This is a genomic window from Rudanella lutea DSM 19387, from assembly GCF_000383955.1.
In the GTDB taxonomy this organism is placed as follows: Bacteria; Bacteroidota; Bacteroidia; order Cytophagales; family Spirosomataceae; genus Rudanella; species Rudanella lutea.
Genome location: NZ_KB913013.1, coordinates 5727589 through 5751743, shown reverse-complemented (window position 1 = coordinate 5751743; position 24155 = coordinate 5727589). Strand labels below are relative to the sequence as shown.

The following is a 24155-nucleotide window of genomic DNA, read 5'->3' as shown; positions in this document are numbered from 1 at the left end:
GTCGAGGTCGCCCGCGTACCCGTTCAGGGGCAGCCCTACCGCTACACCGACACGGGCAATTCCACCCTGGCCGGCGTGCAGAGCCTCTCGCTCTCGGTCGACTCCAACTATTGCTACCGCGTGCTGACGGTGGGCCGCTACACCTCCACCACCGCCGTGCGGGGGCTGCTGCTCAACTACTCCCAGATCGCCTGCGCCAGTCCGCTCGACACCACCCGGCCCTGCGCACCCCGCCTGAGCCTGGACTCGCTCGCCTGTGACCCGGCCACCCAGCAGGCCCTCTGCAATCAGACCAGCTTCAGCAACAACCTGCGCTGGCAGTATCCCCCTGGCGGGCAGAGCTGCGAGCCAGCCGCCCGCTACAACCTCTACTACAGCCGCCTGGGCGGGCCCGCCCAGAGCTTCAGCCTGGTCACCAGCACGCCCACCACCAGCTTCCGCCACGAGAGCCTGACCAGCGTAGCGGGCTGCTACTACGTGACGGCCGTGAGCCGACGCGGCATTGAGGGGCCGGCCTCCAACACGGTCTGTCAGGATGTGTGCCCCCAGTTTGTGCTGCCCAATGTGTTCACCCCCAACAACGACGGGCGCAACGATCTCTGGCAGCCGGGGAGCTGCTCGTTGTTTGTGGTGTCGGTGGAGACGGTGATCTACAACCGCTGGGGGGGTCGGGTGTTTAGCACCACCGACCCGCAGATTCGGTGGGATGGGCGCAACAGCGCGGGTCAGGAGCAGCCCTCGGGGCTGTACTATTACGAGGTGTCGGTGCGGTTTGGGGGGCTGGACCCCTCGGCTCCGCCGGTTATCCTCAAGGGTTGGGTGCAGCTATTCCGTGAGAACGGCCCATCGGGAGGTTAAAGTAGTCGAAAAAATACACATTTTGCGGCTCCAATCGTTGAGTAGTACGTATTGGTTATTCTTCTATGCACGCAAGATATACTTACTGGCTCGGCCTGGTACTGCTACTGGGTATGCTGGCACCCACATTCACATATGCTACCCACGTGCGGGCAGGCGAAATCACAACCCGTCGGGTCGACCCGAACCGGCTGGAATACGAGATTACCCTGACCACGTATTTCGATGAGTTGAACGGTCGAATAGCGTCCGATCAAACCAACTCGGTCGATTTCTGTCTGGGTGATGGATCGATTGTTAATGTTCCCCGCAGTGTTCGCCGGAACATTAACTCCAACACATCCATCAATATCTACCGGTTCCGGTACACCTACCAGGGACCGGGTGTGTACCAGATTTCGGTAGCTATTGAGAAACGGAACGACCGGACGATTAACCTGCGGCAACCCTCGCAGGACATTACGTTCTGGATTCGGACCACGATCCAGGTCAACGCCGGCCTGGGCCTCAACTCAACGCCCGTTCTGCTCAACCCTCCCCTCGATTCGGCCCGCACTGGACAGCGGTTTTGCCACAACCCAGCCGCCTTCGACAGCGACGGCGACAGCCTGGCTTACCGTATGGCCATTCCGCAGGAGTCGACCACGGGCGCTCCCTGCCGGGGCTTTGCCGTTAACGGCTACCGTGACCCGGCCCGGGGCATCGACCCCAACGCCCAGAACGAAGCCCGCAACGGACAGGCCACGCTCGGCATTAACCCCACCACGGGCGACCTGTGCTGGGATTCGCCAGCGGTGGCGGGTCAGTACAACATTGCCTTTATTATTGAAGAATGGCGCGACGGGGTGCTCATTGGCGAGATCACCCGCGACATGCAGATTATTGTTACCGACTCGCGTAACAACCGCCCCCTGCTCGACCCCATTCCCGACCTGTGCCGCGAAGCGGGTAGCCTGATCGAAGTACCTATCCGGGCCACCGACCCCGACGGCCAACGGCTGGAACTGACCGCTTTTGGCGGTATTTTTAACCGAAACCCCGACGGTACGCAGTATAACCCACCTATTGTACCGCCCCCTTTTGCTACGCTTATTTCGCAGCCTCAAAGTGGCACGGTCAATGGATTGATTCGCTGGCAAACGGCCTGTGCTCACATCCGGCAGGAAGAGTACGATGTGCTGGCCCGCGTGGTCGACGTGCCCGGTCGAACCGCCACCCAGCTGGCAGCCTTGCAGAGTTTCCGCATCCGCATTATTGCGCCCCGGCCGCAGGGCTTGCGCGCTACCCCACAGGCCACCGCGACCGGACGCGCCATCCGACTCAACTGGAACCCGTACACCTGTATTCCGCCTTCGACAACTACCACTGGTTCTTCAGAGATGCTGGTGTATCGGCGGGAAGGATGCGCGCCCCTGCAATCGGGCACCTGTACCACCGGCCTGTCGACCAGCACCGGCTACGCCCTCATCGGCACCGTACCCATCGGCACCAACACCTTTACCGACACCACCGGCCTGCGCCGGGGCGTGCAGTATAGCTACCGAATTGTTGCCCGTTTCCCGCCTGTACCGCTGGGCGGTGAGAGCGTTGTCTCGGATGGCGTGTGTGTGGACCTGCCCCTGCTGGCCCCCCTTATCACCCAGGTCACCGTCGACTCTACCGACGCCCAGCGCGGACAGATCACCGTCCGTTGGACCCGCCCCATCGGACTAAACCCCGCCGACGGAGGAGCCCCCTTCCAGTACCGCGTCTTCCGCGCTACCGGACTCACCGGCACCGACTTCACTCAGATCACCGCCATCACCTCCAGCCTGCTGCCCGGCCGGGCCGATACCCTCTTTGTCGACCGGGGAACCGCAGCCCAGCCCCTCAACACCCAGGCCAACGCCTACCGCTACCGCATCGACTTCTTCCAGACATCCCCCCAGGGTACACTCACCCGCGTCGATGCCACCGAACCGGCCGCCAGCCCACGGCTCTCCCTCAATCCCGCCCTGCGCCAGATTGAGCTCACCTGGGCCACCAACACCCCTTGGTCTAACGACAACCAGACACACGTCGTCTTCCGATCCCGGCGCGGCACGGCCGGACCGCTCGTCGAGGTTGCCCGTGTACCCGTTCAGGGGCAGCCCTACCGCTACACCGACACGGGCAATTCCACCCTGGCCGGCGTGCAGAGCCTGTCGCTCTCGGTCGATTCCAACTACTGCTACCGCGTGCTGACGGTGGGCCGCTACACCTCCACCACCGCTGTGCGGGGGCTGCTGCTCAACTACTCCCAGATCGCCTGCGCCAGCCCCCTCGACACCACCCGGCCCTGCGCACCCCGCCTGAGCCTGGACTCGCTCGCCTGTGACCCCGCCACCCAGCAGGCCCTCTGCAACCAGACCAGCTTCAGCAACAACCTGCGCTGGCAGTACCCCTCTGGCGGGCAGAGCTGCGAGCCAGCCGCCCGCTATAACCTCTACTACAGCCGCTTGAACGGGCCCGCCCAGAGCTTCAGCCTGGTCACCAGTACGCCCACCACCAGCTTCCGCCACGAGAGCCTGACCAGCGTAGCGGGCTGCTACTACGTGACGGCCGTGAGCCGACGCGGCATTGAGGGGCCAGCCTCCAACACGGTTTGTCAGGATGTGTGCCCCCAGTTTGTGCTGCCCAATGTGTTCACCCCCAACAACGATGGGCGTAACGACCTCTGGCAGCCGGGCAGTTGCTCGTTGTTTGTGGTGTCGGTAGAGACGGTGATCTACAACCGCTGGGGGGGTCGGGTGTTCAGTACCACCGACCCGCAGATTCGGTGGGATGGGCGCAACAGCGCGGGTCAGGAGCAGCCCTCGGGGCTGTACTACTACGAGGTGTCGGTGCGGTTTGGGGGTCTGGACCCCTCGGCTCCGCCGGTTATCCTCAAGGGTTGGGTGCAGCTATTCCGAGAGAACGGTCCATCGGGAGGTTAAGTCAGGAAATAGTTCTTATTTATTGGTTTATCGCTTTTAGAGTGTGTGGACAATTAGGATAAACTTACCCAATCCTACGATCTTTGTGGCATGAGACGCTATGAGATCACCGAGCAGGAATGGACTAAAATCACCCCTCTTCTACCAGGACAGGCAGGCTCAGCAGGCCGAAAAGCACTCGATAACCGCTTGTTTATCAACGCCGTGCTCTGGATTACCCGCTCGGGTGCGCCTTGGCGCGACTTGCCTGAACGCTTCGGCAATTGGAACAGCAACTACCGACGATTTCGGCGCTGGGCTCAGGCTGGGGTGTGGAAACAGGTCTTTGATGCCCTGCAAGAGCCCGACCTGGATTGGGTAATGATTGACTCGACAACGGTGCGAGCTCATCAACAGGCTGCTGGGCAAAAAAAAGTAGTCTCCAGCAACAAGCATTAGGCCGCTCACGGGGCGGCTTGACCACAAAAATTCATGCTCTGGTGGATGCCTTAGGCAATCCTATCCGCATTGAGTTAAGTCCTGGCCATGCGGGTGATGCGCCTTGCGCAGCCACCTTACTGGCTGACTGTGAGGCTTTTGCTGTGATTGCCGATAAGGCTTATGATGCCGATTGGTTGCTGGAAGGGTTGGCCCACAACGGTTGTGACGCGATCATTCCCTCCAAAGTGAATCGGGTGGAGCAGCGGGTAATCGATGAGAATTTGTACGCTGATCGCAACAAGATTGAACGCTATTTTAACCGCTTGAAACAGTATCGCCGGGTAGCAACTCGCTACGAAAAAACAGCCAGCAGCTTCTTGGCGATGGTTCATCTGGCTTCAAGTATGATTTTGTTGCTCTGATTGTCCACACACTCTAGTTTTTGGTGCGCGCTGGAGGAACATATCCTTCCAGCGCGCACCTTTTTTGTACGCGAACCACCCAAAAAACACATGACAGCCCGGTAAACTATTTTTTAACGAGCAGCCTTTTCAATGTAACACATACCGCAGATTACCGGCACATACCGACTTTGGGGCGGGCATATCCTCAAACCCGGCTACAAAGGCCAAAATAGCCTTTAAACGCGGTTTTTCGCATTTTATTTCGTATCTTTAAAGTGTCGAACGTCGAGGTTCCGACCTCGATTCTACCTATCAATTTAATATATTATTCCGTACCGATTCATGGTGAACGAAAACGAACATCAGGAGCCCACTGACGAGCGTACAACAACAACAGATACAAATGAAGCCCAGGAGGAGACCCTGCAAACCCAAACGGTGGTGTCGGGTCTTTACGAAAACTGGTTTTTGGATTATGCCTCTTACGTTATCCTTGAGCGGGCCGTACCGGCCGTTGAGGATGGCTTAAAACCGGTTCAGCGTCGGATTCTGCACGCGCTGAAAGACATGGACGATGGTCGGTTCAACAAGGTGGCCAACGTGATTGGACAGACCATGCAGTACCACCCCCACGGCGATGCCTCGATCGGTGACGCCCTGGTGAACATCGGTCAAAAAAATCTCCTGTTTGATACGCAGGGCAATTGGGGTAACCTCCTGACGGGCGACGGAGCCGCTGCTCCCCGCTACATTGAGGTTCGTTTGTCGAAGTTTGGGCAGGAGGTTGTGTTTAACCATCAGACAACGGAGTGGCAACTCTCGTATGATGGACGGAAGCGCGAACCCGTTACGCTGCCTGTTAAATTCCCGTTGCTGCTGGCGATGGGCGTTGAGGGGATTGCCGTGGGGCTGTCGACCAAAGTACTGCCCCACAACTTCAACGAGCTGATCGAAGCGTCGATTCAGATTCTGAAAGACAAACCCGTTCAGATTTTCCCCGACTTTCTTACGGGTGGTCAGGTTGACGTAAGCAATTACAACGACGGCGCCCGGGGCGGCAAAGTGCGGGTGCGGGCCAAGATTGAGGAGCTGGATAAAAAGACCCTCGTGATTCGCGAGATTCCGTTTGGCACTACCACCACTTCGGTAAAGGACTCGATTCTGAAGGCCAACGAAGATGGTAAGATCAAGATCAAGAAGGTAGATGACCTGACCTCGAAAGATGTCGAGATACACGTGCATCTGGCCCCCGGCGTTTCGCCTGATATCACGATCGACGCGCTCTACGCCTTTACGGAATGCGAAGTCTCGATTTCGCCCAATGCCTGCGTTATCATTAAAGACAAGCCCCACTTTGTCAGTGTAACGGATATCCTGCGAATCAACACGCACCAAACCGTTCATTTGCTGCAGCGGGAGCTGGAAATCCGGCAACTGGAACTGCGCGAAAAACTTCTGTACAGTTCACTGGAAAAGATCTTTATCGAAAACCGGATCTATCGCAAAATCGAAGAGTGTGAGACCTTCGAAGCGGTTATCAGCACGATTGATAAAGCCCTTACGAAGTTCAAGAAGGATTTTTACCGTGAGATCACGGAAGACGATATTCTGCGCCTGACCGAGATCAAGATCAAGCGAATTTCGAAGTACGACGGCTTCAAGGCCGAAGAACTGATGCGTAAGCTGGAGCAGGAACTGGCCGAAACCGAAGATAACCTCGCCAACCTGACCCGCTACGCCATTGCGTACTTCAAGGATTTGCAGAAACGTTACGGCAAAGGGCGCGAACGCATGACTGAGATTCGGGCGTTCAACACGATCTCGGCCAATGTGGTAGCCGCGGCTAATCAGAAGCTCTACGTTGACCGCGAAGGAGGCTTCATTGGGTACGGCCTGAAGAAAGATGAGTTTGTGAGTGACTGTTCGGATATCGACGACGTCATTGTGTTCCGACGCGACGGTAAGTTTCTCGTGACGAAAGTGCAGGACAAGGTATTTGTCGGAAAAGACATTATTTACTGCGCCGTATTCAAGAAGAACGACGAACGTAAGATTTACAACCTTGTTTACCTGGATGCAAAGTCGGGAATTTCGATGACCAAGCGGTTCGCCGTGACGGGTGTCACCCGCGACCGGGAGTACGACCTGACGATGGGCAACCCCAAGTCGAAAATTACGTACTTCACGGCCAACGACAATGGCGAGGCCGAGGTGGTGACCGTCAACCTGACGGCGCAGAGTTCGGCTAAGGTAAAGGCGTTTGACTTCGACTTTGCCAGCATCGGTGTAAAAAACCGGTCGGCGCAGGGCAACATTCTGACGAAATATCCCGTACGGAAGATTAGTTTAAAGACGGTCGGGACTTCAACACTGGGTGGGGTTGATATCTGGTACGACGAGCATCTGGGTCGGCTTAACCGCGACGAGCGGGGCCGGTTCCTCGGCAACTTCGAAGCGAAAGACGTGGTATTGGTCGTTTACAAAAATGGAGAATACGAGCTCACCAGCTTTGACCTGACCAACCGTTACGAGCCAAACGATATTGCCGTGTTGTGCAAGTTTGCCCCCGAAACGGTGCTGTCGGCGGTGTATTACGAAGCCAACCAGAAGTTCTGGTACGTGAAACGTTTCAAGATTGAGACGACCTCGATTGACAAGAAGTTCAACTTCATTGGCGACACCAAAGGCTCGAAACTGCTGGCGATTACCACGGATGCTCAGCCTCGTATTGAGATTATCCACCAGGTAAAAGACCGCGGCCCCATTGAGAAGATGGTTCTGGAACCGGCTGGATTCATTGATATCCGGGGTTGGAAGGCGCTTGGCAACAAGCTACCCTTTGTGAAAGTTAAAGAAGTAAAGCTACTCGAACCGAAGCTCGTATCAACTGACGATGCGGACGGAGCGAATAGCCCGGCACCGGCCGCTCCGTTGCTCCCCGAAAAAGAGCTGGAGGCCGTTGCAGAGCCCGTTGATGGGCAGTTAGGCTTGTTTTAAATGGTGTATGGGGGTAGTAGCTAATGGCTGCCCCCATACGCACAAGTTCACATGAATACGAGCGTGTACTCATCTGATCAAAGCAACGGTGCATCGTCACGGCGGCCTTATCCGGCTCGGCTGGTTAAGCGCATGGTCAAAATTCTGATTCTGTCAGGATTTGTGAGCGTGGTGGTTGTACTGCTCTGCAACTGGTGGGTGGTTACCAGCACACGCAGCCAGATTTATTTCAATATCCATCAGCTTCCTTCCAACGATGTGGCTCTGGTGCTGGGCACGAGTAAGTTTGTGCGCAGTGGGAAAGAAAACCTGTTTTTCCGGTACCGGATGGAAGCCACCGCCCGGCTTTGGAAAGAAGGGAAAATCAAATACATCATTCTAAGCGGCAACAACGACTCGGAGTATTACAACGAACCGATGGACATGCAGAAAGCCCTGCTTAAGCTGGGTGTGCCCGAAGATGTGATGACGCTCGATTATGCCGGTTTCCGGACGTTCGATTCGGTGGTACGCTGCAAAGAAGTGTTCAACCAGGACAAGATTACGATTGTATCCCAGAACTTCCATAACGCCCGCGCCCTGTATATAGGTAACCATGAGGGCATTGAAGCCATTGCCTTTGCCGCGCAGGATGTTCCCGATGGGTACTCGCTACGTACACTCATTCGCGAGTATATGGCCCGCCCCTACGCTATGCTCGATGTGTACCTGATTCGGCCAAAACCCGAAAGAGGAAACTGGCCCAAAACCCGCTAAACCATCGGGGCCAAAAGCAACGCGGGCAAACCGAAAGAATCGACCTGCCCGCGCGTTGTCAGAAAGCGTTATACGATTTTACGCTCCTCCCACTGCTGAAGTGTTTGGCTCACGCTGCCGCGTGTGCAGAAGCTGCATCAATCCTTTTTTGTACGATCGTCCGATCGGGATCGCTGTTTCGCCTACATACAGCATATTGGCATCTAATGCGTCGATAAAATCCATATTGACCGCGTAGCTGTAATGCACCCGCACGAACCGTTCGTCGAGTTCGGGGAGTAATTTATTGAGCGAAATTTTGCGCACAAAGCGCTGTTCTGTCGTGTAAATATCACAATAGTTACCCTGCGTACTAACCCACTTGATTGTACTCAGCGAAACCTTGACCGCTTTGTTCTGCAAATCGCGCAGGAGTAAGAACCGGCGGTCGCGCAGGGCCTGCTCTTCCAGCAATTTGCGGGTATTTGGATACACCAGCTCCATGTAGCTCCGCAACGAGAGACGATGGACCGGTTTGACCATATACCCCATCATGGGGCGCTGCGTCAGCTTTTCGTAGAGCTTATCCTGTGGATACCGGGTAGCAAACAGGACCGGAATCATGAGGGTCTCCAGCAATTCCATTACCTCCATGCAGCCTTCGTCTACGTTTGTAATCAGATCACAAATAACGAGATCAGGCTTTTCCTGAAGAATTAGATCGCGGGCCTGCCCAACAGTATCGGTAGCAGCAAGCCACGTATGGCCCAGTTCTTCGATACATACTTTCAGTTTGATTACATCAATGGGGTCATTGTCGACAATTAGAATTCGAAGGGGAGTCATTCGTCTTTATTAATGAGTATTTCTCAGAGTTTATCCAATCATGGGTATGTGTAAATACTTAATAATGGATAGGATATACCCTTAAATATAGTCTACACATTTTATATACGGAATAATCACAACCGGTTAAAAAAACCACCTTTCACTAAAAAGCAAACTGTAGCATACATCTTGATAACTATAACTTACAACATAGTACGTAACAAACCAAAGGTTTACGAAATAGCTAAACGAACAAAAAAGTTGATTGTCACCCCCAAACCGCCAACATTCACCAAATACTCCGTACAAACCACTAAGTAGGCCAAACTTTTGCGGGTATAAATCGTAGCCCTAAAATCTGCTCCCGGTAGGCTACGGTATGAAGAAAATTTTTTACTCGATATTCCCCTTACAAACGGGTAAAACGGTACTCTCCTCTCCAGTCGTGTGGTTGGATCAGGGGGCGATCCATGCCCGATTCCGGGATTCTGATAAGGACTCGGCGAGCAGTCCCCAATGGATACGACTTCATCCGGACTTCGATTTTAACCTCCGCCCCAAACCAGCCTGAGTGCTGTCGTTAGCCGAATTTATTGACGCCACGTGACCATAGTCAACTGTGCTGTCTCTACTGACCATACTCTACGGCTGGCAATGAAATCAGCCCCAAGTCTTCGACACCCATATGACGAATCGAACCTTAACCATGCGACCCTCCATGCGCATTCATAGTATATGCCGAAACCTACTAAAACCAGGCTATGTGAACGTGCCTTACTACAACTACCCATTGAGGCAGCTACCAACCGCCCAATGTGCAGCCATCAAATCAGTACACATCATTCTGTAGTCAGACTCTCATGAAAAATTCTTTACAGATTCTCTTTGTGCGGGCACTTCACTCGCTTACCGAGTCGGTTAGGTGGTTGTTAAACGGGTTCACACATGAACCATGGACAGCAAAGCCGACCCAGGAAAAGGCATCCATGCGGACCCTTGCGGCCATACTCTTCACGGTGGCGTCAATGAGCGGCTGGGCAGCTCAGGCCCAAACCCTTGAACTCACCGCCGAAGCCGACAAGTCGGACATCCTAACGGGCGAATCACTGGTGTACACGTTTAAATACAAATGCGCCAGCACCACTAACAACTGTACAGGGGTAACGCTGACGGCTACAATTCCTCAGAATATCATTTTCCCGACGCAGACCATCGGGTTACCATCTGATATTCAGAGTTACTCGATCAGCCCCAGTGGAAATAGCATCACATTTACGTTTAAAGAGCCCCTCACGGCCGGTAATACGGGTATCATTCAGGTAACGGGTCAGGGAAGTTTTGGGATCGCAGACAACTCAACGTCCACGTTAACAGCTGTGCTGTCTTCGAATGGCGTACCCGGTTCAACTCAAACCGTAAACACGACCATTCATGCTTATGACAAGTTTTGTCCTTCTAAATCCAACGGTGTTGGTCTGGGAATTGATAATACTACAACCTATACAATCAGGCTATCGGGAGCCTCCCAAAATGGGTATCAGCTAACGGGTGTGGGGTTACTCAGCCCCGGCCCGGTAACCGTTGTTGACCAATTACCTGCAGGTACTGTTATTGAGTCGGTGAACGTAATTCCTGTTGACGGATTACCAGTTCCGACAATTCCAACAGGGGTCTGTGTAGTCGATAATGCCAATGCACGAATTACCTGCACATTTCCGGCTTCGGTCATGGAAGTCAAGTCCCAATTTCAACCCGTTGTTGATATAAAAATCAACGTAAAGTACCCAAGTACAGCCTTCACGGCTGGTACCAATGTAACAAACAGTGTTACGGTTACCTACCAACCGGTTGGCACCTCAACCCCCATAACGCTGGTGAATGGTGATGTCAGAAATTTTACGGATGGTGCCACCTACACAACTACAGCTACAAGGGTATGTACCGCCAAACTAGACGTTACAGATCCGCTTGTTGCTTCGCTTTCCAAGTTATCCTACACCAAAACCGGAACGAGTAGTGCGAAGCCTGGCGAAGACCTTTACTTTGATCTTAACATCAGCAATACGGGAAATACAACGCTCACCGATATTGTTATTGAGGATATTATCCCGGAAGGGCTTACAATTACCCGATTTGCTCCCGGTGAATTTGTGGGGCTTGTGGGCGGAGAGGTTGCTACTCATTATGTCAAGACGGCAAACAATCCAACGTACACTGCCCTAACAACTTTCCCTTATACAGTTGCGGCAGGTGATAAGATTACAGCCTATAAAATGTTGCTTAATCAGTTGCCTCCGGGTGCCTATAACCGATACATGCGTCTGTCAGGAACGTCGTCGCCTGGTGTTTCGGGAACCAGTATCGTCAATTGCTATACGGCCACCGCTGGTAATGCAGGTTTGGTAACTGACCCAGCCACACAGGCCTGCCATACTATTACTATTACTCAGCTTGACCCCTTCAGCACACTTAGTATTTATAAAGTATTTGTCCAATCGCCAAGCGTACCTTCGAGCGTATTCTACACCCCAGTTAACACCGCAACTTCGCCATTTTGGGCCTATATCAGTGCTACCAACTCTGGAGGAGGACAGCCGCTGGAAAATGCGGTCATTATGGATTTGTTGCCTATCGGACTTGATTTCACGGGCCAGATCCTATACCAGTCGCCCACGCCCCCTGCCAGTACTACAGAGGCAATTCCCAATTTCAATGGCACCGGCCGTACGTTAATTCGGCTAACCTGGAATACGCCCATGCCTGCGGGGACTACCTATGGTTTTAATATTGGGGTAAAGGTAAACCCCCTTGCCCCGGCAGGCCTTGTATCGGATTATTCATCCAATGATCGGCTTTACAATCCCTACTTACAGATTAATGGCCTGAAAAACACAGCATTCTTTACCGGTACTTCTCCTAAAGTTTGTAGGGTTGAGCAATATTTCTCGCTCAACCAGTTTCAGACCAATGACTTGTACGATTTGAATTCAAATACCCAGACCACGTCTGAATCTCTTTGCTATTCATCGACACATATTGGTGTTACCACTGCAGCTCAATTATCCTCTGTAAAATGGGTTAAAGGTCAGTGTGATACCGAATATTCACGCTACCCTGACTTTGGACAGACCGTGCCGGGTGGTATCGCCAACTACAAGCTGATCGTAACCAACACAGGTAACGTAGCCTCTACCAGCGTCGAAATCCTGGACATTCTGCCCTGGGTAGGCGACCAGGGCGTGATTGACCCAACGGCCCGTCTGACCGAGTGGCGGCCCAACCTGGTCACGCCGATTCAAACGCCCGCGGGGGTTACGGTTTATTACAGCACCGCCACCAACCCCTGCCGGACGGATTACGTAGCCGCAGGCCCCGCAGGCTGTACCCCCGCCGACCCCACCACGATTCAGTCGCTGAAGCTGGACTTTGGCACGAAAGTGCTGCAACCCGGCGATCAGATCGAACTGAGCTGGGATATGCGCGCGCCGGTGACAGCTCCCACTAACAACGAAATTGCCTGGAACTCCTTTGGTTTCAAGGCAAAACGGCAGGACAACAATGACCCGTTCCTGCCCTCGGAGCCGTTTAAGGTAGGTATCAAAGTAAAGGCCGATGTGAACAGCAGCTACGGTAACTTTGTTTGGCTCGATGCGAACAAAAACGGTATTCAGGATGCGGGAGAAACGGGTATCGACGGGGTGCGGGTTGAACTGCACAAAGACAACGGCGACAACGTTAACGACCCCAAAACCGATCCGCTTATTGCCTTCACCTCAACGGCCAACGGCGGTTTGTACCTGTTCCCCGGCCTTGCCCCCGGCAATTACTACGCGGTGTTCTTCCTGCCGCCGGGCTACGAGACATCGCCCGCCAATGCGACAAGCGACGATAAAGATTCGGACGGCATTGCGGGTATCTGCAACGGTAGTCGGGTAACGATTGCCCCCATCACCAGCCTGAGCGCTACCGAAAACGATCTGACCTGGGATCAGGGGATCTTCCCGGCCAAAGCTGCGGTTGGCAACTATGTGTGGTTCGACGAGAATCAGAACAATATCCAGGACGAGTCCTCAGCCAACGGCATCAACGGCGTGATCGTTTGCCTGTACACCTCAACCGGGGTATTCTCAGCCAGTACGGTGACAACCAACGACGTGTACGGTCGGCCGGGGTATTACCTGTTCGATCAGCTGGAAGCTGGTTCGTATTATGTGCAGTTCAAGCCGACTCCCGACAAAACCTACACACCGGGTAGTGGCTCGCAAGGTGGTTCGACAAGCGACGAAACCGACTCCGACGTGGACCCGGCAACGGGCAGAACGGCCACCTTTACCCTTGCTCCGGGTGAGATTAATTTGACCTGGGATGCCGGTCTGATTATTCAAACGGGTCCCTACAAACTGGGTAACTATGTCTGGAGTGACACTAATAACAATGGTCTGGTTGATAAGGATGAGGTTGGCCTGAACGGGGTAACTGTAAACCTGTACAACGACCGGAACAACGATAACAAGCCACAGGCCGACGAGCAGGTGACGACAACCATCACGGGTACGGTGGCGGGTATCGACGGTGTCTACACGTTTGACCGGTTGCCGGCAGGTAATTACATCGTACAGATTCCCGACGTGAATTTCAAAGGTGTACTGCTCGATTATGTCAGCAGCACGGGCAACGACCCTGCTCCCGACCCGGACAATAACGTTGAAAACGACGATAACGGAAGTGCCGTTGTTGACTGTGGCATTATCAGCAAGCCCATTACGCTCAGTGCCGTTGCCGAACCGCTGGACGGTGGCTACACCAACTACTCGGTTGACTTTGGCTTCTACAAGTGTATCAAGCCCGATTATGCTGCCAGTGTCGTGCAACCCACCTGTGCGGGGGGCCTCGGCAGTATCAGCATCGGCGGAGGAACCATCGGCGACAAAGTTGGCTATTCAATTGGTACTACCTTCACGGGGTCCTATTCCACGGCAGTAGCCATCAGCAGCCTGACAAATGGCGTTGTTGTGGGTAACATCAACGGCTCCTCTACCGACGTGACCTATACCGTTCGGGTGTTTAACGGCGAAGAGGTTTGTTACAACGACTTTACATTCACGATTGCCAAACTGGAATGTTGCGTTACGCCAACGAACGTGGCAGCGACAGCATTGCCAGCCAATGTAGCGCCCGGTGCTACCGTCACGCTCAATGCTACAGCGACAGGCACAACTTCTGGAACAACCACCTATACCTGGAGTGGTCCGGGCATCAGCAGTCCTACCGCTACTACGATTTCGAGTCGCACAGTAGCGGCTCCGGCCACAACGGGTCTTTATACCTATACCGTGCTGGTGAGTAATGGGGCAGGCTGCGAGGCTACGGCAACGGTTAGCCTGACGGTAGAAATCCCCTGCGCCCTTACGACCACCGCCACGCCCGGAACCTGCGACCCGGCAACGAACCGATACACGGTTTCGGGTACGATCAGCCTGACGAGTGCTACGGCGGGCACCGCCACTATCACTGACGGAGCCGTCAGCACAACCGTAAGCGTACCGGCCGGTGCAACGTCGGTGGCTTACTCGCTAACGGGCCTCACTTCAGGCACGGGCTCGCACACCGTAACGGTGAGCCTGCCCGGTTGCGGCACGGCTTCGGCGACGTACACAGCACCGGTCAGCTGCACAGTAGCCGCCACCATCGATGTCACTTCGGCGACGGTATGTTACGGTAACTCGGCCACGCTGACGGCTTCGGGTTGCACCGGTACAGTAACCTGGAGCAACGGCACATCGGGCACTACCCTGGTGACGCCCGCTCTGACCCAAACTACAAGCTACACGGCCACTTGCACCACGGCCACCTCGAGCACCTTCGCGGTAGGTACGGTAACTGTATTGCCCCAACCGGTACTCAACCTGAGCGCCAGCTCAACACTGGTTACGGTTGGCTCAAATGTGACGCTGACGGCCGCCGGTTGTGCGGGTACAATTACCTGGAGCAACGGATCAACGGGAACCAGCATCGTGGTGACCCCGACACAACCGTCGCAGACCTACTCGGCCACCTGTACGACGGGTCCCGCTTGCTTCACGACCGCTTCGATCGTACTTAATACGATCCCCCCCTGCTCGGTGAGCTTGGTCGTGACGGCGGGAACCTGCCAGTCGGCAACGAACACCTTCTCCGCCACGGCGACGTTGACGGCAAACAATTTGCTTCAGCCCCAATCTGTCACACTGACGCTGGGTGGTCAGTCGCAAGTCTTTAGCCTCACGGCATCAGGAGAAAATACGGTACAGATGACTGTTGACGGTCTACCGGCCAATGGTACTACGGGCACGGCAACAGCCCTGTTTGCAGGTACGGCATGCGGCTCGGCCAGCGCCACGTTTGCGGCACCCGCTTCTTGCTCGGCAGCGCCCTCGGTAACTCTTGAGAAACGGGTGAGTGCCCTCGAAGTCCGACTGGGTGATGTGGTTTCATACACGCTGACACTGACCAACACTAGCCCCGTTTCGGCTACCAATCTGGTGGTAACCGACACCTTTAGTGCCAGCATCGCATTCGTTCCGGGTTCAGCTACAGCGTCGGCAGGTAACTTCACCCAGAATCCAACGGGTGGTACGTGGAGCGTGGCTACGCTACCCGCTGGAACAACTGCGACACTGGTGTTTAGCGTGAGCCTGGTTACCGAAGGAATTACCATCAACACGGCGACACTGCCCACCTCCGACACCGTCATTGAAACCAAGGTATGCACTACGGTACCGTATTTGGTTTGCAAAGGACAGCCTTTCGCCATCCGGCTGACGGTGCCCTCGGGATATAGCCGCTACCAGTGGTACCTCACGGCACCCGGTGCAACCACCTCAACGCTGGTTGCCGATGGTTCGCTCAACTCGTTTACGGCAACCCTCCCCGGAACCTACGGCGTTGTTGCCGACGGTGGGGCGCTGGGCAACTGCACCAGCCAATCGTGCTGTCAGATTGTGATTCAGGAAACGGAAGTACCCCTGTTTACACTCGTGACGCAGAAGCCAACCTGCGTTGGTGCTACACCACAGGCCGACGGTCAGTTGCAGATTACGGGCCTGCCCACAACCGGCCGTTACCAGTACCAGTATTCGCCCACAACCAGCTTCGATGCCGCCACGGCCCAGCCCGCTCAGGCTGCGGCTATCCCGGCTAACGGATTTATTGCCAGCAATTTGACCGAGGGCAATTACACCGTTCGGGTGACGGATACGCAGACGGGTTGTTTCCGCGATGTAACGGTCGGCTTATCGGCAAACTGCGCCTGCCCAACCAACAAGTGCGTACCGATTACGGTATCCAAAATTCAGAAGTAAGCCTCAGGAGTACGTCGGCGGGCCAGGTAGCAAGAGAAATAACCCTGCTTAACCACCCGCCGACATTTGAGCCCGGTCCCTTGTGCCACCTCGGGCGGCTCAACCCAAACAGAAACAGCAACCGCCCCAAACGGTTGCTGTTCTGTTTTTAGGTGTGTTGGAACCCACCAAAGCAGCCTACCGAACGGCTTCTAAAAACGCCCGAAGCTTGTCGGCGTCGAGGTGCCCGTTGGTACGCACACCGCTGCAAATGTCCAGCCCAAACGGCCCTACCGCCCGGATGGCCTCGCGGACATTGTCGGGCCGTAGCCCACCGGCCAGAAATACCGGCACCGGCGAGGTATCCACAATCTGACGGCTAATCTGCCAGTCATGCACCCGGCCGGTACCGCCCAATTCTTTTATCGCCAGGGTTGGGTTACCCGAATCGAGCAACAGCGCATCGGCCCCATCGGTTACGGCTTGTTGGGCCTCAATCAGGCTTCGCTCATCAACTACATGAATCACCTGCACAATTTTCACGGCGGGCAAAGCCGCCCGGATCTGGGCATACGTCCCGGCCGGTACGGCATCGACCAACTGAATGGTGTTGGCCCCTACCCGTTGCTGATGGGCGACAATTCCGTCAGCTGTAGTTTCGCTCGTCAGCATAAACGTGGCAATAGGGGGCGGCACGCTACGGACTATGGCAGCCGCCAGATCGTCGGCCACCACGCCCGGCCCACTGGGCATAGGACCGACCAAACCGAGGGCATCGGCCCCGGCCCGAATAGCCATCTGGACCTCTTCCAGACTGCTGATACAGCAAACTTTTACGCGGATTCTCATGGATGAAACGCTTTTTGGGGGCCAAAATAGGCTAAAAAGCCGTTATCTTCGTAGTCCCGACGGCCGGAGCCCGGCACGACCTGTGTCCGGCCTCTACCAGCCCACGTCTTATTTCATGACTGATCCGTACGCGTCGCTTCGCATTCCTGATTTTCGTTTTTTCGTCTCCAATAGTTTTCTGATCACGGCCACCCTGCTCATGCAGGAGGTGATTCTGGGCTACGAACTATACAAACTGACGCACGACCCGCTCGCTCTGGGGCTGGTTGGGTTGGCCGAGGCCATTCCTTTTATCATGCTGGCCTTGTTTGGCGGCCACCTCGCCGACCGATACGACAAGAAGCGTATTCTGCAAATCAGTCTGTTCGTCATCATGCTGGGTTCAGTGGTGCTGTATCTGGCCTTTCAGCCCGCTCTCGAAGCCCAACTCTCACTACGGGAGCGGCTCGCCCTGATCTACGGTGTGCTGGTTCTGATCGGGACGGCCAAGGGGTTTTACTCACCCGCCAGCTCGTCGCTTAAGCCGTTTCTGGTGCCGCGTGAGCTATACCCTAACTCGTCTACCTGGAGCAGTTCGTTCTGGCAGGCGGGGGCCATAGCCGGGCCGGGCGCGGCCGGGTTTCTGTACAACTGGCTTGGACTCGACAACGCCCTGCTCGTGATTATTGGCCTGTTTGGCGTTTGCTTCCTGCTCCTGTCGATGATTCGCAAACGGCCGGTAGTTGTCAACCACGACGAAACTCCGCTCGGCTTCTGGGACAGCCTCAAAGAAGGATTTCGGTTTGTGTTCCAGACCAAAATCGTGTTCTATGCCATTTCGCTCGACTTATTTTCGGTGCTGTTCGGAGGGGTAGTCGCCATTTTACCCGTTTTTGCCGAAGACATTCTGAAGGTTGGAGCGCAGGGTCTGGGCTTTCTGCGGGCCGCCCCGGCCGTGGGGGCCGTCAGTACCATGCTGATTATGGCGCGGTACCCACCTACTCAAAATGCCTGGCGTAACATGCTGCTGGCCGTAGTGGGTTTCGGGCTGGCTACCATCATTTTCGCCCTATCGACAGATTTCTACCTGTCGCTGGCTATGCTGGCGCTCACCGGCGCGTTCGACAGTGTAAGCGTGATTATCCGGCAGACGATTCTCCAGATTTTCCCGCCCGACCACATGCGGGGACGGGTAGCCGCCGTCAACGGTATTTTCGTTAGCTCGTCAAACGAAATCGGGGCGTTTGAGTCCGGCGTTGCCGCCCGTCTGCTCGGAGCAGCCCCCTCCGTTATGCTGGGCGGGGTAGTCACGCTGGTTGTTGTGGCGTATGTGTACGTAAAATCGAAGGATTTATTTAGCGTCAGACTGAGTTAACGTAATGCGTAATGCGTAATGCGTAATTGATACAAAAAATAGTTGCACGTCAGGCCATTCATCATTACGCATTAATCCCCTCCCACCATGTTTACGATCTACAGTTCATCGGCCGGTTCGGGCAAGACATACACCCTTACCAAGGAGTACCTCAAGCTCGCCCTGAAACCGGGCGCACCGTCGGGGTATTACCGGCATATTCTGGCCGTGACGTTCACGAATGCCGCAGCCAACGAGATGAAAGACCGGATTCTGAAGCAGTTGCAATACATGTGCAGCGACGACGAATCCGTCCGAAATAGCTCCATGCTGGACATCCTGACCGAGGAGCTGTCGGGCCATACAATAGGTACCGACGCCCACCTCCTTGCCCGAGACGAGGTGTCGGCCAAAGCTCGCGAGGTATTCCGGGCTATTCTGCACGGCTACTCTGACTTCTCGGTGACGACCATCGACAGCTTTACGCAGCGGGTCATCATGGCGTTTACCGACGAGTTGGGCCTACCCTACTCGTTTGAGGTAGAGATGGATACCGAAGAAGTACTCGAACTGGCGGTTGATAACCTGATCGAAAAGGCCGGGGCTGAGCAGATGGAAGAAATCACCGAAGTTCTGAGCCAATACTACCGCGAAACAGCCGCCGAAGGCGAAAGCTGGGGCAACGTACCGGTAGCGTTGCAAACGTTTGGTAAGCACCTCACCTCCGACCAGCATTACGATGCCGTGCGGGGTGTGCAGGAGCTATCGCCCACGGCGATCCGCAACATCCGCCAACGCATGCGCGACTACATTGCCCAGACCGAAGCCGACATTGTTGCTGTGGGGCAACAGGCCTGGCACTGCATTGAGCAAAACAACCTGAGCGAGGTCGACTTTGCGCAGACCTCCAAAGGCATTGGGGCTTACTTCAAAGCAATTGCCGGGGGCGATGCCCGCCGAAAAATCAATTCGTACCACACCAAAGCGGTCGACGAGGGAGTATGGTACGGCAAAAAAGCCCCCAAACCTATACAGGATACGATCGACGCTATTGCCGATCAGCTTTGTGATTGTTTCCACCGGATTCAGGCTATCCGAGAAGAACGCATGGAGCAGGTAGTACTCTTCGAATGCCTGCAACCGCACCTCCAGAAACTGGCTTTGCTCAAACAGATCCGGGTAGAGTTTGATGAACTGCTTCGCAAAGATGGCCGCGTGCATATCTCGGAGTTCAACAAGCGGATTCTGGACGTGGTGGCCCATGAGCCAGTGCCGTTTCTGTACGAACGACTCGGTAACAAATTCAACCACATCCTGATCGACGAGTTTCAGGACACCTCCCGGCTCCAGTTTGCCAACCTCCTGCCCCTGCTCGACAACGCCCTCGGGGCAGGTCATTTCAACCTGGCTGTGGGCGATGGTAAACAGGCCATTTACCGGTTTCGGGGGGGCGACATGGATCAGATTGTGGCCCTGCACCGACGGGATCTCGGCGCGTTGCAGGTAGCCCATGCCCGCATGACCGACGGACCCGATTCATTTACGGCCGAGCGGATTCAGGCTCTCGAACAGCATCTGAACGACGCCATTCTGGACACGAACTGGCGCAGTGCCGAACCCATTGTCCGGTTCAACAATGAGTTTTTCGATTTCACGGCCCGCCGGTTTGAGCTGACGCACGGAAAAATTGCCGAGGTGTTTGATTCCGCCCGGCAGTTTCAGCAGCAACCCTCGCCCAAGGCCCGGCCGTTGGGGCATGTGCAGATCGATTTTGTGCAAAAACCCCAGGCCGGCCCTACCGAGGGCGAAGAAGCAACCGACCTGACCGGCGTGATGCTCGCCCGCACGGTTGCACACCTCCGAAAGGCTCTCGACGACGGGTATCAGTACCGCGACATCGCCATTTTGTGCCGCAAAAAAGATCAGGCCAAAGCCCTCGCCAACGAACTGAATAGCCTCGGTATTCCGCTCGTTTCGGCCGACTCGCTATCGTTGCAGTACGCCGACTCAATCCGGTTGGTCGTAACGCTTATGCAGGTGCTCAGCCGCCCCGATCAGCCCCTGATTCGGTACGAGATGCTGTATCTCTACAGCCGGGTGGTGCGGGGACTCCTGCCCGACGCAGCCCTCACGGCTACCCTTCGCGACGTGGCCGAATCAGAAGACCCCGACGCGATTTTTGGGTATCTGCAATCCTTCGGGCACGAGCTGGAACCGCACGCCCTGCGGCAACTCAACGCTTACGAACTGGCCGAAAAGCTTATTTTTCAGTTTGGCCTTTTCGACCGGGCGGGCGATGCGCCGTTTCTGTTCCGGTTTCTCGATGAAATTCTGACCTTCAGCCATAAGCAGAGCGGCCACCTGGCCGATTTCCTGCTCTACTGGCAGTCGGCCCAGAAAAAAGTTTCGGTGGGTGAAGCCGCCAACACCAATGCCGTGAGCATCCAGACCATTCACAAGTCGAAAGGGCTCGAATACCCGGTGGTGATTATTCCCTTTGCCAACTGGGACGTATCGGGCCGGGGCGATTTATGGCTCGATCTCAGCCCCGTCGATTCGGCGTTTTTCACCCACGCCCCGGAGCAGGGTGCACCCGTCCGGCTCCGGCACGCGCCGGTTCGCATCAGCCAGAAACTCGACAAACTACCCGTTGGCCTGCGCGCGCAATATGAAGAAGAAATGACCCGGTCGTTTCTGGAAAACATGAACCTGCTCTACGTAGCTTTTACCCGCCCCACCGACCGGCTTTATGTGATTGGGCAACAGTTGAAGTGGACCGACGCCCGGGCGCAAAACACGGTGAGCTACTGGCTGTACGAGTACCTCAACGGCCCCCACGCCCTTACCTGCGGCTGCGGCTGGCAGGATGAACAAAGTGAATACGTGGTGTCGCACTGCGATCAGGCTTTTGAGCACCCCAAAAAAGCCGCGTACACCGACGAGATCGTTCTGAACGAAGTGATGAGCGGACACCGTCAGCAGGAACTGCAACTCCGGCGACAGGCCGACCGGGTGTTCGACGTGCGCACGTTTGAGCGCACCCGCGACCGCGACCGCAAGATTGTGGCCGCCCTGAGCCTGATCAAAGGACCGGGCTGTGTTGAGAAAACAATTCGGCAGCTGGTGAGCGAAGGGCTGGTGCGCCGGGCCGAAACCGACGATCTGCGGCAACAACTGATTCAGATTGTGATGCATCCCGAGTTGCTGGATGTATTTAACCCCCGCTTACGCATCGATACCGACCGGAGCGTACTGAGTGCCAGACAACTGCACGGAGCCCCGCATCGGGTGGTGCACCTAGCGCCCGGCCATCTGGTGCTGGTGCAGTACGTGAGCGTGCCCGGCTTACCCGAACGGGATACGAATGGCCTGCGTTACTTCGTCGATTTGTACCGTCAAATGGGCTATGGGCAGGTGACCGGCCGGTTGGTGTATCTGGCCGAGATGCCGTATGTCGTTACTGTGTAAACGGGGACGGTCGAATCCGTTTTTCGCCTTAACTTAGCGGCCGCCGTAGCATCATTTTGGCTATGAATACCCGAACACTTCACTACGTTTCAGGCTTATTTATTACAGTATTCGTTGGTTTTCACCTAATTAACCATACGTATAGCCTCGCCGGTGCCTCGGCACACATAGGCCTGATGAATACCCTGCGGCTCGTGTACCGGCATCCGGTTGTCGAAACCATGTTGTTGGGGGCCATCGCGCTTCAGGTTGTATCCGGCCTTTCACTGGCCTCCCGGTTTCGCAAGCGGGTAGAAACGGGTTTTGATAAACTCCAGCTCTGGACCGGTCTGTACCTGGCTTTTTTCCTGCTGATTCACCTGAGCGCAGTACTGGTGGGTCGGCTGGTGCTCGACCTCGATACCAACTTTTACTTCGGTGTCGCCGGGCTCAACACCTTCCCGCTCAACCTGTTTTTCATTCCGTACTACGGGCTGGCCATTGCGTCGTTTGTGGGCCATCTGGCAGCGATCCACAGCCGCAAAATGAAACACTCCGTGCTGGGCCTCACTCCTCACGAGCAAGCCAGCATCCTGCTTGCCCTGGGTGTTCTGCTAACCATCTCGATTCTGTACGGCCTCACCAACGGCTTTCACGGCGTCCGTATTCCCGATGCCTACAAGGTGCTGACTAAGCTACCGTTTTGATCAGAAATCCGAACGCCGACTACCCTAAACGTCTTACTTGATCCGGTCGACCTCAAACCGCATTTCTTCCACCAACTGGCGAAGACGGTCGAGGTTGGGAGCCGGATCGGGCAGTTGCTGGCTGAAAAACGCTTTTACCTCCCAAAGCTCCTGTACTTCCTTGAGCGGCACCTCGCGGCTGGGCACATGTGGGCTATCGGCCGTGAGCAGGAGCGTCCCTTTTATCTTTACCTGATTGAACACCCGTCGGCACAGAATCCGGGCGCCATCGAGTCGTTGGCCGGCGAGCATCAACACATACAGACGCCCATCGACAATGTCGAACCAATTGCGCACAAACTGCCCAACGAGCAGGGCGCCCGGCAGCGAAAAGTCAGCGTCGGCTTCGAAAGCCCGGTAATGGCCAACTGGCAAGGTGGGCAACCGCAACGACGGCAGCCGGTTGATGTAATCGTGCTGCCCGCTTCGCCCCGCGTATTCACTAAACTGATACTGCATCACCAGCGGAATTGGCGGCAGGCCTGTTTCCTCACGCGGTTGCGCAACCGGGCTGGGTGCGGGCTGTTCGTAGGCATTATTGAACACTAGCGGCCCGGCTCCCGCAGGCTCGGACACCACCGGCGCGGGTGCGTTACGCACTTCAAACGGTGCCCGATCGGCCGGATTAGGGGCGGGCGACACCGGGCGGGGCACTTCGGGCGGCACAGGCAGGCTGCCCCGTTCGGCAATAACCGACCCCGGCCGCACCGGATCGCTGATCACCGGCGCTTCGAACGGTAGCCCCGAAGCAGGCTGAGGACCCGCCGGGGGCGGCACCGCCGACGGAGCCCGGTAGTATTTTTCCAGAACCGACGCCAGCGGCTTAGGTACATCCGACAGATCGGGCCGATTATCGGCCGTTGGCAGGGGATCATCGGCAAACAGGCTATCATCGGCCGGTTCGGGAACAGGTTCGCGGAAAATAGAACGCGACGGGATGCTGCTACTACTACTTTGGCCCGCTCCCCGGTCAAACGAAAGGTTGGGCGTTTCGCGTAGTTTTCGTAAATCCTGCCGTTGTAAGTTTTCGACTGATACGTTGAACGCCTTGGCAATGGCGATCATGTTGTTAGGGTTCGGATTGGCGCGGGCCTCTTCGTAGGCTCCCACCAGCGAACGCTTGATGCCCAATCGGCGGGCAAATTGTTCCTGCGTCAGACCGTTGAGTTTACGCAAATACCGAATATTCTCGCTCACAAGGCTCATGGGGCGGGATTGCTAAAAAAGTTTTAGTAAACATACGGCTTTTGCTAAAAGATAAAAAT

Annotated in this window: 12 protein-coding genes; 9 read left to right on the top strand and 3 right to left on the bottom strand. The window is 55.6% G+C overall.

All coding sequences use genetic code 11. The features are described from left to right. The 5 genes from RUDLU_RS0123600 to RUDLU_RS0123575 form a co-directional block, all read left to right on the top strand. Positions 1-858, top strand: an 858-nt coding sequence (locus RUDLU_RS0123600; protein ID WP_027303337.1) for a T9SS C-terminal target domain-containing protein, incomplete at its 5' end; no start/stop codon positions are given. Positions 859-923: 65 nt separating this feature from the next. After that, positions 924-3812: a T9SS C-terminal target domain-containing protein gene (locus tag RUDLU_RS0123595; RefSeq protein ID WP_019990913.1), complete on the top strand. Its 2889-nt coding sequence runs from the start codon at positions 924-926 to the stop codon at positions 3810-3812. A gap of 90 nt (positions 3813-3902) precedes the next feature. Continuing rightward, positions 3903-4654, top strand: a protein-coding gene (locus RUDLU_RS29390) for an IS5 family transposase (RefSeq protein ID WP_157580375.1) whose coding sequence is annotated in 2 segments (ribosomal slippage) — positions 3903-4239 and positions 4239-4654 — 753 coding nt in all. Because the reading frame shifts where the segments join, the coding sequence is not laid out codon by codon here. Between the two features lie 324 nt (positions 4655-4978). After that, on the top strand, positions 4979-7633 hold the full coding sequence (locus RUDLU_RS0123580; RefSeq protein ID WP_019990911.1) for a DNA gyrase/topoisomerase IV subunit A: 2655 nt from the start codon (positions 4979-4981) through the stop codon (positions 7631-7633). Positions 7634-7684: 51 nt separating this feature from the next. After that, positions 7685-8389, top strand: coding sequence for a SanA/YdcF family protein (locus tag RUDLU_RS0123575; protein WP_019990910.1), 705 nt, complete (start codon positions 7685-7687; stop codon positions 8387-8389). Positions 8390-8467: 78 nt separating this feature from the next. Here RUDLU_RS0123575 and RUDLU_RS0123570 read toward each other — a convergent pair whose 3' ends face one another. Next, positions 8468-9214, bottom strand: coding sequence for a LytR/AlgR family response regulator transcription factor (locus RUDLU_RS0123570; protein WP_019990909.1), 747 nt, complete (start codon positions 9212-9214; stop codon positions 8468-8470). A gap of 968 nt (positions 9215-10182) precedes the next feature. On the opposite strand from RUDLU_RS0123570, the gene RUDLU_RS0123565 reads away from it, so the two are divergent. Continuing rightward, positions 10183-16536 (top strand): SdrD B-like domain-containing protein, encoded by a 6354-nt coding sequence (locus RUDLU_RS0123565; RefSeq protein WP_019990908.1) that lies wholly within the window; start codon positions 10183-10185, stop codon positions 16534-16536. A gap of 177 nt (positions 16537-16713) precedes the next feature. Here RUDLU_RS0123565 and RUDLU_RS0123560 read toward each other — a convergent pair whose 3' ends face one another. Continuing rightward, complete coding sequence (locus tag RUDLU_RS0123560) at positions 16714-17364, bottom strand: phosphoribosylanthranilate isomerase (protein ID WP_044129673.1); 651 nt, start codon at positions 17362-17364, stop codon at positions 16714-16716. Positions 17365-17479: 115 nt separating this feature from the next. Between RUDLU_RS0123560 and RUDLU_RS0123555 the strand changes: the two genes are divergently transcribed. From RUDLU_RS0123555 to RUDLU_RS0123545, 3 genes are all read left to right on the top strand, one after another. After that, complete coding sequence (locus RUDLU_RS0123555; protein ID WP_019990906.1) at positions 17480-18718, top strand: MFS transporter; 1239 nt, start codon at positions 17480-17482, stop codon at positions 18716-18718. Between the two features lie 87 nt (positions 18719-18805). Beyond that, on the top strand, positions 18806-22165 hold the full coding sequence (locus tag RUDLU_RS0123550) for a UvrD-helicase domain-containing protein (protein WP_019990905.1): 3360 nt from the start codon (positions 18806-18808) through the stop codon (positions 22163-22165). 62 nt (positions 22166-22227) lie between these two features. Next, a complete protein-coding gene (locus RUDLU_RS0123545; RefSeq protein WP_027303334.1) occupies positions 22228-22851 on the top strand; it encodes a succinate dehydrogenase/fumarate reductase transmembrane subunit in 624 nt (207 codons plus the stop codon). A 33-nt stretch (positions 22852-22884) separates the two neighbouring features. On the opposite strand, the gene RUDLU_RS30445 is transcribed toward RUDLU_RS0123545, so the two are convergent. Further along, a complete protein-coding gene (locus RUDLU_RS30445; protein ID WP_019990903.1) occupies positions 22885-24096 on the bottom strand; it encodes a helix-turn-helix transcriptional regulator in 1212 nt (403 codons plus the stop codon). Between the last annotated feature and the right edge of the window lie 59 nt (positions 24097-24155).